The sequence below is a fragment of the Dyella sp. 2YAF14 genome (assembly GCF_052114725.1).
In the GTDB taxonomy this organism is placed as follows: Bacteria; Pseudomonadota; Gammaproteobacteria; order Xanthomonadales; family Rhodanobacteraceae; genus Dyella.
Window position 1 is genome coordinate 121,598 of the sequence record NZ_JBFRFH010000006.1, and the last position, 13,947, is coordinate 135,544.

The 13,947-nt window shown below is 64.1% G+C and carries 13 protein-coding genes; 5 read left to right on the forward strand and 8 right to left on the reverse strand.

From position 1 onward, the window contains the following. Positions 1-19: 19 nt before the first annotated feature. Positions 20-1,786: a bifunctional sulfate adenylyltransferase/adenylylsulfate kinase gene (locus AB4Y82_RS11765; protein ID WP_441604096.1), complete on the forward strand. Its 1,767-nt coding sequence runs from the start codon at positions 20-22 to the stop codon at positions 1,784-1,786. Positions 1,787-2,097: 311 nt separating this feature from the next. On the opposite strand, the gene AB4Y82_RS11770 is transcribed toward AB4Y82_RS11765, so the two are convergent. Further along, complete coding sequence (locus tag AB4Y82_RS11770) at positions 2,098-3,117, reverse strand: LysR substrate-binding domain-containing protein (protein ID WP_441611290.1); 1,020 nt, start codon at positions 3,115-3,117, stop codon at positions 2,098-2,100. A 333-nt stretch (positions 3,118-3,450) separates the two neighbouring features. Here AB4Y82_RS11770 and cysG point away from each other — a divergent pair, with 333 nt between their 5' ends. Together cysG and cysK are read left to right on the forward strand one after the other, a co-directional pair. Further along, entirely contained in the window at positions 3,451-4,887 is a 1,437-nt protein-coding gene (gene cysG, locus AB4Y82_RS11775; RefSeq protein ID WP_441604098.1) for a siroheme synthase CysG, read from the forward strand. Positions 4,888-4,962: 75 nt separating this feature from the next. Next, the gene (gene cysK, locus AB4Y82_RS11780; RefSeq protein WP_441604099.1) at positions 4,963-5,904 is read left to right on the forward strand and encodes a cysteine synthase A; all 942 of its coding nucleotides are present in this window, start codon (positions 4,963-4,965) and stop codon (positions 5,902-5,904) included. 206 nt (positions 5,905-6,110) lie between these two features. Here the strand turns inward: cysK and AB4Y82_RS11785 are convergent, their stop codons facing one another. Continuing rightward, positions 6,111-6,482, reverse strand: coding sequence for a winged helix-turn-helix transcriptional regulator (locus tag AB4Y82_RS11785; protein WP_441604100.1), 372 nt, complete (start codon positions 6,480-6,482; stop codon positions 6,111-6,113). A 154-nt stretch (positions 6,483-6,636) separates the two neighbouring features. Between AB4Y82_RS11785 and gstA the strand changes: the two genes are divergently transcribed. Then, complete coding sequence (gene gstA / locus AB4Y82_RS11790; protein ID WP_441604101.1) at positions 6,637-7,251, forward strand: glutathione transferase GstA; 615 nt, start codon at positions 6,637-6,639, stop codon at positions 7,249-7,251. Positions 7,252-7,313: 62 nt separating this feature from the next. On the opposite strand, the gene purB is transcribed toward gstA, so the two are convergent. Further along, on the reverse strand, positions 7,314-8,681 hold the full coding sequence (purB, locus tag AB4Y82_RS11795; protein ID WP_441604102.1) for an adenylosuccinate lyase: 1,368 nt from the start codon (positions 8,679-8,681) through the stop codon (positions 7,314-7,316). Positions 8,682-9,204: 523 nt separating this feature from the next. Here purB and AB4Y82_RS11800 point away from each other — a divergent pair. Further along, a complete protein-coding gene (locus tag AB4Y82_RS11800; protein WP_441604103.1) occupies positions 9,205-10,602 on the forward strand; it encodes a class II fumarate hydratase in 1,398 nt (465 codons plus the stop codon). A 92-nt stretch (positions 10,603-10,694) separates the two neighbouring features. Here the strand turns inward: AB4Y82_RS11800 and AB4Y82_RS11805 are convergent, their stop codons facing one another. The 5 genes from AB4Y82_RS11805 to AB4Y82_RS11825 all read right to left on the reverse strand — a co-directional run bounded on the left by AB4Y82_RS11805 (position 10,695) and on the right by AB4Y82_RS11825 (position 13,898). Then, positions 10,695-11,255, reverse strand: coding sequence for a DUF2884 family protein (locus AB4Y82_RS11805; RefSeq protein ID WP_441604104.1), 561 nt, complete (start codon positions 11,253-11,255; stop codon positions 10,695-10,697). Positions 11,256-11,370: 115 nt separating this feature from the next. Continuing rightward, the gene (locus AB4Y82_RS11810; RefSeq protein ID WP_441604105.1) at positions 11,371-12,336 is read right to left on the reverse strand and encodes a hypothetical protein; all 966 of its coding nucleotides are present in this window, start codon (positions 12,334-12,336) and stop codon (positions 11,371-11,373) included. Beyond that, positions 12,333-13,190, reverse strand: a complete 858-nt coding sequence (locus AB4Y82_RS11815; protein ID WP_441604106.1) for an ABC transporter ATP-binding protein — start codon at positions 13,188-13,190, stop codon at positions 12,333-12,335. The genes AB4Y82_RS11810 and AB4Y82_RS11815 overlap by 4 nt, the downstream gene beginning before the upstream one ends. Next, on the reverse strand, positions 13,187-13,570 hold the full coding sequence (locus tag AB4Y82_RS11820; RefSeq protein ID WP_441604107.1) for a GntR family transcriptional regulator: 384 nt from the start codon (positions 13,568-13,570) through the stop codon (positions 13,187-13,189). Before AB4Y82_RS11820 ends, AB4Y82_RS11815 begins: the two co-directional genes overlap by 4 nt. Positions 13,571-13,574: 4 nt before the next feature. Next, positions 13,575-13,898 carry a hypothetical protein gene (locus AB4Y82_RS11825; protein WP_441604108.1) on the reverse strand — a complete coding sequence of 108 codons (324 nt, stop codon included), beginning with the start codon at positions 13,896-13,898 and terminating at the stop codon, positions 13,575-13,577. Positions 13,899-13,947: the final 49 nt, after the last annotated feature.

The following is a 13,947-nucleotide window of genomic DNA, read 5'->3' on the forward strand; positions in this document are numbered from 1 at the left end:
ACCGAAGAAGAACGACACCATGAGCCAGAGTGCCCTTGCGCAGCCCCAAGCTGCGCTGCTCGACGACGCCCCCGTTTCGCTGATCGCGCCTCACGGCGGCGTGCTGAAGGAGTTGTATCTGCAGGCGGAAGAGGCCGCCGTGCTCAAGCAGCGCAGCGCGGGCCTGCCGGCGATCGATCTCAATACGCGCCAGTTGTGCGATTTGGAGCTGCTGCTCAATGGCGCGTTCTCGCCCCTGGAAGGTTTCCTCTCGCAGCGCGACTACGATCGGGTGGTTGCCGAATACCGCCTGGCCGACGGCACATTGTGGCCGATACCCATCACGCTGGATGTGAGCGAGGCGTTCGCCGAACGCCTGACCGTAGGCAGCGAGGTCGCCCTGCGCGACGTGGAAGGCGTCCCCATCGCGGTGCTCGAGGTGGAAGACATCTATCGCCCGGATCGCGAGCACGAAGCACAACACGTGTTCGGCACGCTGGATCGCGGGCATCCCGGTGTGGCTGACCTGCTGGATCGGTATCGCCCGGTGAATCTGGGTGGACGCGTGCGCGGCATCCAGTCACCGTCGCACTACGACTTCGCTGCGCTGCGCGATACACCGCGCAGTCTGCGAGCATGGTTCACTTCGCAGGGCTGGCATCGCATCGTGGCGTTCCAGACGCGCAACCCCATGCATCGCGCGCATCGTGAACTGACCCTGCGCGCTGCCCAGCAAGTGGGTGCGAAACTCCTGCTGCAGCCATCGGTGGGGCGCACCAAGCCCGGCGACGTCGATCACTACACTCGCGTGCGCTGCTACCAGGCTTTGCTGCCGCAGTACCCGGTGAACAGCGCGCGGCTTTCGCTGCTGCCACTGGCGATGCGCATGGGCGGTCCCCGCGAGGCGCTGTGGCACGCGATCATCCGCAAGAACTATGGGGCGAGCCATTTCATCGTGGGGCGCGATCATGCGGGGCCTGGCAACGACTCCGCTGGCAAACCGTTCTACGGTCCCTTCGACGCACAACATCTGCTGGAGCGTCACCAGGATGAACTCGGCATCCGCATCGTGCCGTTCCCCGCGATGGTGTATGTGGCCAACCGCGACGCCTATATGCCCTCCAATGAGGTCCAGCCCGGCGACGAAGTCCGTGATATCTCGGGCACGCAGCTGCGTCGCCACCTGCAGGATGGCAGCGATATTCCCGCATGGTTCTCCTTCCCCGACGTGGTGAAGATCCTGCGCGAGCGCCATCCCGTGCAGGCGTCGCGGGGCTTCGCCTTGTTCTTCACTGGCCTATCCGGTGCCGGCAAGTCGACCATTGCGCAGGCGGTAGTCGCGCAGTTGCTGGAACGCACGGCTCGCGCGGTCACCGTGCTGGATGGCGACGAGGTACGAAAGCATCTGTCCCGCGGCCTGGGTTTCTCGCGCGAGGATCGCAATGCCAATGTGACGCGTATCGGCTATGTGGCCAGCGAGATCGTACGCCACGGCGGCGTGGCGGTTTGCGCGCCGATTGCGCCCTATGCGGATGCACGTGCCGAAGCGCGCTCCCTGGTGGAAGGGCACGGCGATTTCATCGAAATCCATGTGGCGACGTCATTGGATGTTTGCGAAGCGCGCGACCGCAAGGGTTTATATGCGCAAGCGCGCGCCGGGGCGATCACGCATTTCACGGGGATCAGTGATCCCTATGAGGAGCCCGTGCAGCCTGAGTTGCGGATTGACGGGAGCGCGTCGCAGCCGCTGGTGCTGGCGGGGCATATTGTGGCGCTGCTGGAGCAGCGGGGGTTGTTGCGCAGTTAGGCGTGGCAGCGCCCTTTGGTTTGTCTGTGGGAGCGCACCCTGTGCGCGACAGCCACGCCTGGGTGTAGCGCTCCGTAGGTTTGTCGCGCACAGGGTGCGCTCCCACAAGGAGCGCTCCGCACCTATTCACCCGCAGCTGGGGCCGTGGTTGTTCTTTTGTAGGAGCGCACTTGTGCGCGACCGCAGCGCTGGGGTGTACTGCTCCGTAGGTTTGTCGCGCACAGGGTGCGCTCCCACAAGGAGCGCTCCGCACCTATTCACCCGCAGCCGGGGTCATGGTTGTTCTTTTGTGGCCCAACAACCTCTACGTATTACTGCGCCTCGACGAGCGTCTCCGTCGCTTTGTGCGCCACCTTCCGTTCCCGCCAATGCGGCACCCCCGCCCAATGCGAGGTCCCCGTGCCCCCGGAAGCAAGCGCGCGACTCACCGCACGACGCTCCAGGTGCGGCGCAAACACACTGATGAAATCGAGCGTGTATTCGCGCAGCACACTCTCACGGCGCAAGACGATCCACGTCGTGCAAGCGGCAAACAGCTGGTCCGCGCCCAGTTCGCACAGGTCGGTGTCGTGCTCCGGCTGATAGGCCATTTCAGCCAGCACGCCGATGCCCAATCCCTCGCGCACGTAGGTCTTGATCAGGTCGGCATCGCTGGCGGTCATGACGATCTGCGGATCGAGCCCGGCGCTTTGGAAGGCGCGGGTCAATGAGGATTCGGGCTTCAATGAAGAGTCGTAACTGATCAGCGGATGGGCAGCAAGCTGTTCCAGCGTGGGCGCCTGCTTTTGTCGCGCCAGGGGGTGGCCATTGGGCACGACGATGCTGCGGTTCCAGCGGTAGGCGGGCAGGGCGATGCCGTTCGGTGGCGGCCCGCCGGCGGCCGTGCTGACGATGGCGAGATCGACCTGGCCGACCTCGAGCAAGGAGATCACGTCCGAATCGTTCACCGGCTGCAAATGCACGCTCACCTGCGGATAGCTGCGACTGAGCACCGCCACCGCCGAAGGCAGCGCGAAGCGAGCTTGCGTATGTGTGGTGGCGATGCGCAGCGTGCCACGCGATTCGTTGCGCAGGTTGGCCGCGATGGAACGGATATTGGCCGCTTCCGCCAGGATGGTGCGGGCACGTTCCAGCACGTGCGTGCCGGCGTGCGTGATGGCGTGCAGGCTGCGGCCCTTGCGGTGGAACAGCTGGAAGCCGAGCTCGTCTTCCAGCTGGCGCAACAACTTGCTCAGGCCGGGCTGGGTGGCATGCACCCGCTCGGCCGCGAGGGTGATGTTCAGGCCGGCATCAGCGATGGCGACGAGATAGCGTAATTGGGTCAGCGTCATGGTTGGGGTTCCACAGGCAATCGAGAGAGTAGGGACTCGGTGTCGCGCTGCGGATACATCGCGCGTGCTCATCCGCCGATGCGCTGCACTGGCAGGCGGTCGGGGTGGTTTTCAGCCAATGGCGATGATGGTCCATGATTACCGTAACGGGGCGGTCACAATTAGACGTCTATACAGCGGTTGCTGCGTTGCGTCAATACTTCGTCGTGCCGGTAGATCCGATCGCCTTATAACGGGCCGTCATGTCTGGCGCAGCAGAAATCATTTGTACGGCCATCTGCGCGTGCCTAGCTTGGGTGCTCCAGCCGTGCATCTCATGGAGCCTGAGGTTCGATGAAGCTTTACCCATTGTTCGCCGATCTGTCCGGCCGCCAGGTCCTGGTGGTGGGCGGCGGCGTGGTGGGTGAGCGCAAGGTCGCCGCATTGCTGGAGGCCGGCGCGCAGGTCACGGTGGGGGCGCCCGACCTCACGCCTGCGCTGCTCGGTTTGGCCAACGATGGGCGGGTGCGATGGGTGCGTGGCCGTTTCGAGGATGGCTGGCTTGACCAGGCATGGCTGGTGATCGCCGCCACCCCGGATGCCGAGCTCCATCGGCATATCGCTGCCCTGGCCGAGTCCCGGCGCATTTTCGTCAATGTCGTCGACGACGCGCAGCAATCGAGCTTCCACGTGCCGGCCGTGATTGACCGCGCGCCGGTGACGATTGCGATTTCCAGCGGTGGACACGCGCCGATGCTCGCGCGGCTGCTGCGCGAACGGCTTGAAGTGTTGATCGATCCGGTGGTCGGCTCCGTTGCCACCTTGTTGGCGCGGATGCGTCACCGCATCCGCGCGAGACTGCCGGATGTCGCGTTGCGTCGTCGTTTCTACGAGCGTCTGTTGAGCGGACCCGTGCAAAGCCTGCTGCGTCGAGGCCAATGGGCACTGGCCGAAGCCTCGACCGAGCGTTTGCTCGAAGCGACCGAAACCAGGCCTGTCGGTTCGGTGGTCTTGCTTGGCGCCGGCCCCGGCGATCCCGGCCTGCTCACGTTGCGTGGGTTGCGTGCATTGAACGAGGCGGATGTGATCCTGCATGACCGCCTGGTCAGCGTGGAGGTGTTAGGCCTGGCGCGCCGCGACGCCGAGCGCATCGAAGTGGCCAAGCAGGCGGGCAACCATCACACCACGCAGGAGCAGATCCACGCCCTGATGCTGGAACATGCCGCTGCAGGTCGCCGTGTGGTGCGCCTGAAGGGCGGCGATCCATTCGTATTCGGTCGCGGTGGCGAGGAGCTGGAATTCCTGCGCCGCCACGGCATTGCCTATGAGGTGGTGCCAGGTATCACGGCGGCCCTGGCGTGTGCCGCCTACGCCGGCGTGCCGCTGACGCATCGCGATCATGCGCAGTCCGTGCGGCTGGTGACGGCGCACTGCCAGCAGTCCATCGACACGCTCGATTGGCCGGCGCTGGCACAGGAGCGGCAGACGCTCGCGGTCTACATGGGTACCGGCGAGCTGGACCTGATCGCGCAGCAGCTGGTTGAGCACGGCCGCGCAGCGAGCACGCCGTTCGCCCTGGTGGAAAACGGCACGCGAGCGGAACAACGGGTGATCGTCGGCACGCTGGCTAACTTGGCGGAGCAGGCGGGGCGACACGGTGTACGGTCGCCGGCGCTGCTCATCATCGGCGAGGTGGCCAGCCTCGCCACCTCGCTGTCATGGTTCGGCAGCCGGCCGCTGGGCGCCCTCGTCCCGTCGCTGCCGCATTCGTCGAAAGCGGTTGCGGCTTGACACAACCTTTCCCTTGACGGGTGCACCATCGCGCCTCGTGCCACCTTCATCCATGCCGCGTACCGGAGTCACTTCATGATCTACGACAGCATCCTCGACACCATTGGCAACACGCCGATCGTGCGCATTCACCGTCTGGCGCCCAAGCACGTGACGCTGTACGCCAAGGTGGAGGCATTCAATCCGGCCGGTTCGGTCAAGGATCGTCTTGCTTACGCCATCATCATCGACGCCGAGCAGCGCGGCGTGCTCAAGCCCGGCCAGACCGTGGTGGAAGCCACGTCAGGTAATACCGGCGTGGCGCTGGCCGCCGTGTGCGCGGCGCGCGGCTATCCGTTCGTGGCGGTGATGTCCGATTCCTTTTCGGTCGAGCGGCGCAAGCTGATGCGCGCCTATGGCGCCAAACTGCTGCTGACGCCCGCGGCGGAACGTGGCAGCGGCATGGTGCGCAAAGCCAAGGAGCTGGCCGACAAGCACGGCTGGTTCCTGGCCGGCCAGTTCGACAATCCGGCCAATCCCGCCTATCACCGCAATACCACGGCCCCGGAAATCCTGCGCGATTTCGCCGGCAAGCGGCTGGATTACTTCGTCACCGGCTGGGGCACGGGGGGCACCCTCACCGGTGTGGGCGAGGTGCTGAAGGTGGCGCGCCCGGAAGTGAAGATCATCGCGAGCGAACCAGTCGGTGCAGCGCTGCTTTCCGGCAAGGAATGGCAGCCGCACAAGATCCAGGGCTGGACGCCGGATTTCGTGCCTGCGGTGCTCAATCGCGAGGTCGCCGACCAAATCCTTCCTGTCGACGATGTGTTGGCACGCGATACGGCGCGCGATCTGGCGCAGAAGGAAGGCATTTTCGTCGGCATTTCCTCGGGTGCCACGCTGGCTGCGGCCCTGCAGGTGGCGAAGGATGCGCCGGAGGGGACGGTGTTGTTGGCGATGTTGCCCGATACCGGCGAGCGCTACTTGTCGACCTTCCTGTTCGAGGGAGTTAATGAGGGGTCGGACGAGGTGGAGTGAAGATGTGTTCTGCCCGCAGCCTTGGGCGTGGGCAGAAATCTGTGGGAGCGCACCCTGTGCGCGACGAACCGACGGAGCGATACACCCAGGCGTGGCTGTCGCGCACAGGGTGCGCTCCTACAGGAGATAGCCGCCCCACGGAGAGGCGGGATGACGCGCCTCTGTTCTAAGGCGCCACAGGCCCTCAGCGGGCGAAGGTGATAGCTTCAGCGCACCGCCGCCCTCCGCTGATGCATCTCCCACTCCTCAATCAACTTCCTCCCCACATTCGCCAACGCATCGATGGCCGGTAGCAACTCGCGCCCCAGCGTCGTCAGGGAGTACTCCGCGGATGGCGGCGACGAATCGAGCACGCGCCGCGTCACCAGCCCTCGCGTTTCCAGCTCACGCAAACGCGCACTCAACACACGTGCGGAGATTTTCGGCATGTCGTGGCGCAACTCACCGAAGCGACGTGGTTCGCCGCTGAGTTGCCAGATCACGTTGGGCGCCCAGGCGCCGCGCAGCAGGCCCAGCACTTCGCTGAGAGGGCAGGTGGGTGCTGGGCAGACTTTGCTCTTGCGTAGCGGCAGACCCATGGGGTGCTCCTGGGGGGCTTCGGTAACTCGGCGGTTACCGGATTTTAGAGGTTACCGGCGGTTAGGTGGTATCCAACAGTAACCATGATGGCTAGCATCGGTGGCCTTCGCGAACCCGGATCGCGTTGATCCCGTCCCCTCAAGGAGAACCACCATGAAGCTCTACTACGCCGCTGGCGCCTGTTCGCTGTCGCCGCATATCGTTGCCCTGGAAGCGGGTATTCCTGTGGAACTGATCAAGGTCGACAACAAGGCCAAGCGCACCGCGAGCGGCGAAGACTTCCTGCAGATCAACCCCAAGGGCTATGTGCCGGCGTTGCAGTTGGAAAGCGGTGAGTTGCTGACCGAGGGACCGGCCATCGTGCAGTACCTGGCGGATCTGAAGCCCGAGACCGGCCTGGCGCCCGCCCATGGCACCACCGCCCGTTATCGCTTGCAGGAAATGCTGGGTTACATCAACTCCGAGTTGCACAAGAGCTACTCGCCGTTGTTCAAGCCCGACACGCCGGACGCCGTGCGCGACGAGCGCCAGGCCTATCTGCGCAAGCGCTATGCCTTCCTGGAACAGCGTCTGTCCACGCACGACTGGCTGATCGGCGAGCAGTTCACCGCGGCCGATGCTTATCTGTTCACCGTGACGAACTGGGCGCAGCACGTGAAGCTGGATCTGTCGGACTTCCCGGGAATCGTCGCCTTCCAGCAACGCGTGGCCTCGCGTCCGAAGGTGCAGTCGGCGTTGCAGGCAGAAGGGCTGCTCAAGGCGGCCTGAAAACGAAGGGCCGCGCATGCGATGCGCGGCCCTCGTAGTGAAACAGAAGTAACGTTACGCGATCAGATCTGCGTGGCCAGCGACTCGGCCAGTCCGATATAGCCGCCCGGCGTGAGGTCGAGCAGGCGCTGCTTGGCGTCGGCGGGCAGGTCCAGTCCGGTGATGAAGGTGCGCATGGAGTCCTTGGTGATGCCCTGGCCGCGGGTGAGTGCCTTGAGCTGTTCGTACGGTTCGGGCAGGCCATAGCGGCGCATCACCGTCTGCACGGCTTCGGCCAGCACTTCCCAGCTGGCGTCGAGATCTGCGCCGAGGCGGTCGGCGTTCACGGTGAGCTTGCCCAGGCCCTTCTTCAGCGATTCGAGTGCGACCATGGTGTGGCCGAACGCGGTGCCGAGTGCGCGCAGCACGGTGGAGTCGGTGAGGTCGCGCTGCCAGCGGCTGATCGGCAGCTTCTCGGCGAAGTGGCCGAGCAGGGCATTGGCGAGGCCGAAGTTGCCTTCGGCGTTTTCGAAGTCGATCGGGTTGACCTTGTGCGGCATGGTCGAGGAACCCACTTCGCCGGCCTTCAAGGCCTGCTTGAAGTAGCCCAGCGAGATATAGCCCCAGATGTCGCGCGCCAGATCGATCAGGATGATGTTGGCGCGACGCACGACGTCGCAGTACTCGGCCACGCCGTCATGCGGTTCGATCTGCGTGGTGTAGGCGTTGTAATCGAGGCCCAGGCTTTGCACGAAACGCTGCGAAAAGCCGCGCCAGTCCAGTTCGGGATAAGTGATCACGTGCGCGTTGTAGTTGCCCACGGCGCCGTTGATCTTGCCGGGCACGTCCACCGCGGCGAGCTGCTTGCGCTGGCGTTCCAGGCGGGCGACCACGTTGGCCAGCTCCTTGCCGAGCGTGCTGGGCGACGCCGTCTGGCCGTGCGTGCGCGAGAGCATCGGCAGGCCTGCATTGGCATGAGCCAGCTCGCGCAGCTGGGCGATGATGCCGTCCAGCGCGGGCAACAGCACCTGGTCGCGCGCATCGCGCAGCATCAGGGCGTAGGAGAGGTTGTTGATGTCTTCGCTGGTGCAGGCGAAGTGCACGAATTCCTTGGCTTGCGCCAGCGACGCATCGTTGCCGATGCGTTCCTTGATGAAGTACTCCACCGCTTTCACGTCGTGGTTGGTGGTCGCTTCGATGGTCTTGATGCGCGCGCCGTCGTCCACGCTGAAGTCGCCCGCGATGCCCTTGAGCCTGGCCACCTGGTCGGCGGTGAATGCCGGCAGCTCGACGATGCCCGGGTCCGCGGCCAGCGCCAGCAGCCATTCGATTTCCACGTGCACGCGGCGGTGCATGAGGCCGAATTCACTGAAGATCGGGCGCAGCGTTTCGACCTTGCTGGCGTAACGGCCGTCCAGGGGGGACAGGGCGGTCAGGGCATGGGAGGACATCGGGGGTGTTCCGGAGGCGGGAAAGGGGGAATTTTACAACAGGGGAGGGGGAGGGGGTTTTGGGGGTGGGTTTTGGTGGTCAATGCGCCGCAGGCCGCTTTTTGCTCGTCATCCCTTTGGGCTTTCCTTCACCCGCCCGCCGCGTCATACGGGGACCCCGGGGGCGAGAGCCACATCAAGAGCCGAACAACGGCCGGCGCTACCCGGGCTAGCAGCTCACTTGTAGGAGCGCACCCTGTGCGCGAACACCCTGCGGAGCGGTACACGCCAGCGCTGCGGTCGCGCACAAGGTGCGCTCCTACAAGGGAGACGCAGGCCTGAGCGGGGCGGATCAATCTTGCCGGTCGGCTCTTTGTGGGAGCGCACCCTGTGCGCGACAGACCTACGGAGCGGTACACCGCTGCGTGCTTGTCGCGCACAGGGTGCGCTCCCACAGACAAGCTGGGACGCTATCCCCCCTTGGCGGCGCCCTAACACGCCCCGACCTATATTCCCGAAATCCCCCGAGAGGAATCGCAAGGACATGACCCAGTTCCGCATCGAACACGACAGCATGGGCGAGTTGAAGGTGCCGGCGAAGGCGCTTTACGGTGCCCAGACGCAGCGCGCTGTCGACAATTTTCCGATTTCCGGCATGCATTTGCCGCGTTCCTTTATCCGCGCGCTGGGCCTGATCAAGGCCGCGGCTGCCGACGCCAATTTCCTGCTGGGTTACCTGAAGAAGAACCAGGCGCACGCCATCCGCAAATCGGCACTGGCCGTGGCTGAGGGCGAGTACGACGATCAGTTTCCGATCGACGTATTCCAGACCGGCTCGGGCACCAGTACCAACATGAATGCGAATGAGGTGATTGCCCATCTGGCCAACAAGGCGGGCGGCAAGATTCACCCTAACGACCACGTCAATTACGGGCAAAGCTCGAATGACGTCATTCCCACCGCGATTCATGTCAGCGCCACGCTGACCACCAGCGAACAACTGCTGCCGGCGCTCAAGCACCTCAAGCGCACCATCGACCGGCGTGCGCGCGAATTGCGCAACGTGCCCAAGACCGGCCGCACGCATCTGATGGATGCGATGCCGGTGACCTTTGGCCAGGAGCTTTCCGGCTGGGCCGCGCAAATTGGCAGCGCCATCGAACGCATCGAAGACAGCCTCAAGCGCATGCGCCGCCTTCCGCTCGGCGGTACGGCCGTGGGCACCGGCATCAATGCCGATCCGAAGTTCGGTGCCGCGGTGGCGCGTGAATTGAAGAAGCTGAGCGGCGTGCGTTTCGATGCGGCGGACAATTATTTCGAAGGCATGGCTGCGCAGGATGCCGCCGTGGAGCTGTCCGGCCAGCTGAAGGCGCTGGCCGTCGCGCTGATGAAGATCGCCAACGACTTGCGCTGGATGAACTCCGGCCCGCTCGCCGGCCTGGGTGAGATCGAGCTGCCGGCGCTGCAGCCGGGTTCGTCGATCATGCCGGGCAAGGTGAATCCGGTGATTCCGGAGGCCACCGCGATGGTCGCCGCGCAAGTGATCGGCAACGATGCAGCGATCACCATCGCGGGTCAGTCGGGCAATTTCCAGCTCAACGTGATGCTGCCCCTCATCGCGCACAACCTGCTGCAGTCGATCGGGATTCTGTCGAACGTCAGCGTGCTGCTGGCGGACAAGGCGATCGCCGGTTTCAAGGTGAATACGGCGCGGGTGAAGGAAGCGCTGGACAAGAATCCCATCCTCGTCACCGCGCTCAATCCGGTGATCGGCTACGAGAAGGGCGCCGCTACGGCCAAGAAGGCCTACAAAGAGAAGCGCCCGATCATGGATGTGGCGCTGGAAACCACCGGGCTCTCAAAGAGCGAACTGCAGAAGCTGCTGGATCCGATGACGCTCACGCGCGGCGGTATCCACGGCGGCGGTGGCAGCGGCGGTTGACAATGTGGGAGCCAATCCTGTACGCGACGCTCGTGCGTTAGGTGACGCATCGCAAGTCGCGCACAGGGTGCGTTCCCACAAAGGCGGTTCCGTCAGTGCCTGGTGTCCTTGCGGCACTTCTCGACGTTCTCGTCGCTTACCGCCGTGGCATACGGTTTGAATGCATCGAGCTGGGTCGCCAGCGCGTCCTGCGCGGTTTTCATGTCCGCCACGTCCTCGCAGATCTTGGCGGCGGCCTGCTTGATGGTTGCAGCGGCTTCCTCGACTTTCTGCTTGGTTTGCTCGGCAGTGTCGGCACCGGTCATCTTGCCGGTGACGGCACCCAGCTCCTTGGTGGCAGTAGCTACGCCCGCCTTGCCCGCCTCCATCGCATGTTCGCGCATTTGCCGCGCCGCGCCGTTGTAGCGCTGCAGCAGCGAACGCTGCGCGTCGTTGATCGCCACCTCGTGGCCATCGATGGCCAACTGCCCGTTCTGATCGACCGTGGCGTCGGGGGCGCCGGACGCCTTGATGGTGACTTGTCCATCATGGAGCGTGATGTGGCCGTTGATCACATCGGTATCGCCGCCGAAGATCTGGACATCATTGCCTGAGCTGCAAGCGGACGTCAGCACGGCAAGGGCGAGCACGCAGGGCAGGTAGCGGAACGACATGGCGACACTCCGTGGTGTGAGGGGTGAAGTCTGCCGCAGCTTGGGCGGCGGGAAAAGTTTGTCCCGCCTGCACCCCGCGTCCTTGCGGAAGATGCAGGCGGGACAAGACCGTCAATCAGCTGTCGTCGCGAACCCGGCGGAACCACACGGCGGCGGCGATCAGGGCCAGTCCGGCAATCACACCAATCCACAGGTCAGGCGAGGCGAGCAGGCCGTAGGTGTGCATTGGCGACAGTATTGCCAGCGGATCGTTGTCGTTCATGTCGCCCATGTTCAGCGCGCTGTGCCTGTCGAACACCAGGTTGGAGCCCGGGAACACGCTCAACAGTGCGCGCTGTACGACGTTGGTCCAGAACCATGCGGAGGACAGATTGAACAAGCCCATGATGCCGAACCAGCTCACCAGCAGACCGAGCACCACCGGCACCGCCACCGCCCACAGGAAGGGCTTGCTGCGTGCGCCGGCCGAGCAGAGCATCAGCCAGCCCACCGCGGGCAGGGCCCAGAGTGCATACAGCGGGACATTGCTGACCAGCGAGGCCACGGCGCGCAGCGGATGGCTCAGTGCCAGCAACTGCCACACGTTGATGCCATGGAAGGACAGCACGATGGAGAAGATGAACAGCTGCAACAGGCCGCAGATGATGCTGACCACGACCGCGATGACCGGCGCCACGATGGCGGCACTGACGACCTTGGACAACACGGTGCTCGTGTTGGAAATCGGCAGGGATTTCCAGAACAGCACGCTGCGGTCGCGGCGGTCGTCATAGAGCGAGCCGAGGCAGTAGAACAGCACCACGATGCCCATCACGATGCCGATGAATCCCATCGAGGAAATCATCGCCACGTCGGCCGCCGCACCGACCTGTTTCCAGTCGCCGGCATCGGCGTGCTGCATCATCATCTGGATGTCGTTGCCACCGATGCGTACGCCATGACGCGCGCTGAGCACTTCGGCGGTGATGATGGCCATCACGTTGAGCACCAGGAAGACGCCGCCCGTGACAATCGGGGCCCACAGGAAGCCACCGCGGTGCTCCCAGAATTCTCGCTTCAGCAACCAGTAGAAGGTTTTCATGCGTAGGTTCCCTTCATGGTGGCAACAAACAGGTCGCTGACCGTCGGGCGACGGACTTCGCCCATGCTTTCCAGCGTGGCGCGGTCGGCGCCGTCGAACAGGAAGATGCTCTTGCCGAACACCTGTCGCTCATCGAGCGGCTTCATGCTGCGGGCGGTGGCGGCCTTGTCGGCACTCACCATCACCTCGGCGAATCGTTCGCCAACCGTGTCCATGTCGGTATCCAGCACGATCTTGCCGTCGCGGATGAACATCAGGTCGGTGAGGATGTTTTCGATCTCCTCGACCTGGTGGGTGGTGACGATGATCGTCTTGTTCTCGTCGAAATAATCTTCCAGCAGGCTCTGGTAAAACTGCTTGCGGTAGAGGATGTCCAGCCCGAGCGTGGGCTCGTCCAGCACCAGCAGGCGGGCGTCGATGGCCATCACCAGCGCCAGGTGCAGCTGCACGATCATGCCCTTGGACATCTGCTTCACGCGCTGATTGGGGGTGAGCTTGGTGCGCGCCAGGAAGGCTTCGCACTTGGCCCGGTTGAAGCGCGGGTGCACGTTGGCCACGAAATCGATGGCCTCGCTTACCCGGATCCAGCGCGGCAGCACCGCCACGTCGGCGATGAAGCACACCTGTTCCATCAGCTGGTCGCGCTGCGTGCGTGGATCGAAGCCCAACACATTCAACTCGCCCTTGAAATCGGTGAGGCCGAGGATGGCCTTCAGTGCGGTGGTCTTGCCGGCCCCGTTGGGACCGATCAGGCCCACGATGCGGCCGGACTCGATGCGAAAACTCACGTCGTTCAGGGCGTGCGCATTCTTGTAACTCTTGTTCAGACCAGTGGCCGTGACGACCGCGTTCATGACTGGCTCCCTTCGCTGCCCGCGTTGTTCGGGGCTTCGCGCAGCAGGGTCTTCAGGTCCAGCCCCAGGCGTTGCAGGCGGGCGAAGAGCGCGGGCCATTCCTCCCGCAGGAAGCGCTCTCGTTCGGACTTGAGTAGCGCTTCCCTGGCTCCATCGATGACGAACATGCCCAATCCCCTCCTTTTTTCCACCAGTTGATCGTCGACCAGTTCCTGATACGCCTTGGAGACGGTGAGCGGATTGATTTGGAAATCCGCAGCAACCTGGCGTACTGACGGCAGCGGGTCGCCCTCGTTCAAGGCGCCGTCCAGAATCATCGCCACAACGCGTTCGCGGAGCTGGCGGTAGATCGGGACGCTGTCGTTCCAGGTGATGGTCATACTGTTATTCCTTGCTGATACGGCCGAACTTGGTGCTACCGAAAGAATAGTAGGGCATGGCCAGCTGGCTCCCGAGCACCACGTTGGAGGCGGCTTCGGCCGACAGCAGCGGGGCAGTGCTCAGGGTGGCGACGTTGGCGTCGGCCAGCATGGCGGCGGCGCGGAGGTCTTCAGCGGACGGGCGGACCGTGACCGGAGCCAGGTCGATGACCTTGACGCCGTTGATCTCACTGACGGGGAGACTGTTGACGTTGGAGTTGATGGCGGCCAGGCCAACCGTAGTAAACAAGGCGGCGGCGGTCAGGGCTAGCAGGTTATTCGCTTTCATGGCGTTCTCCTTTAGTGCTCTCGTGGACCGGTGTTGTAGTGAACTATAA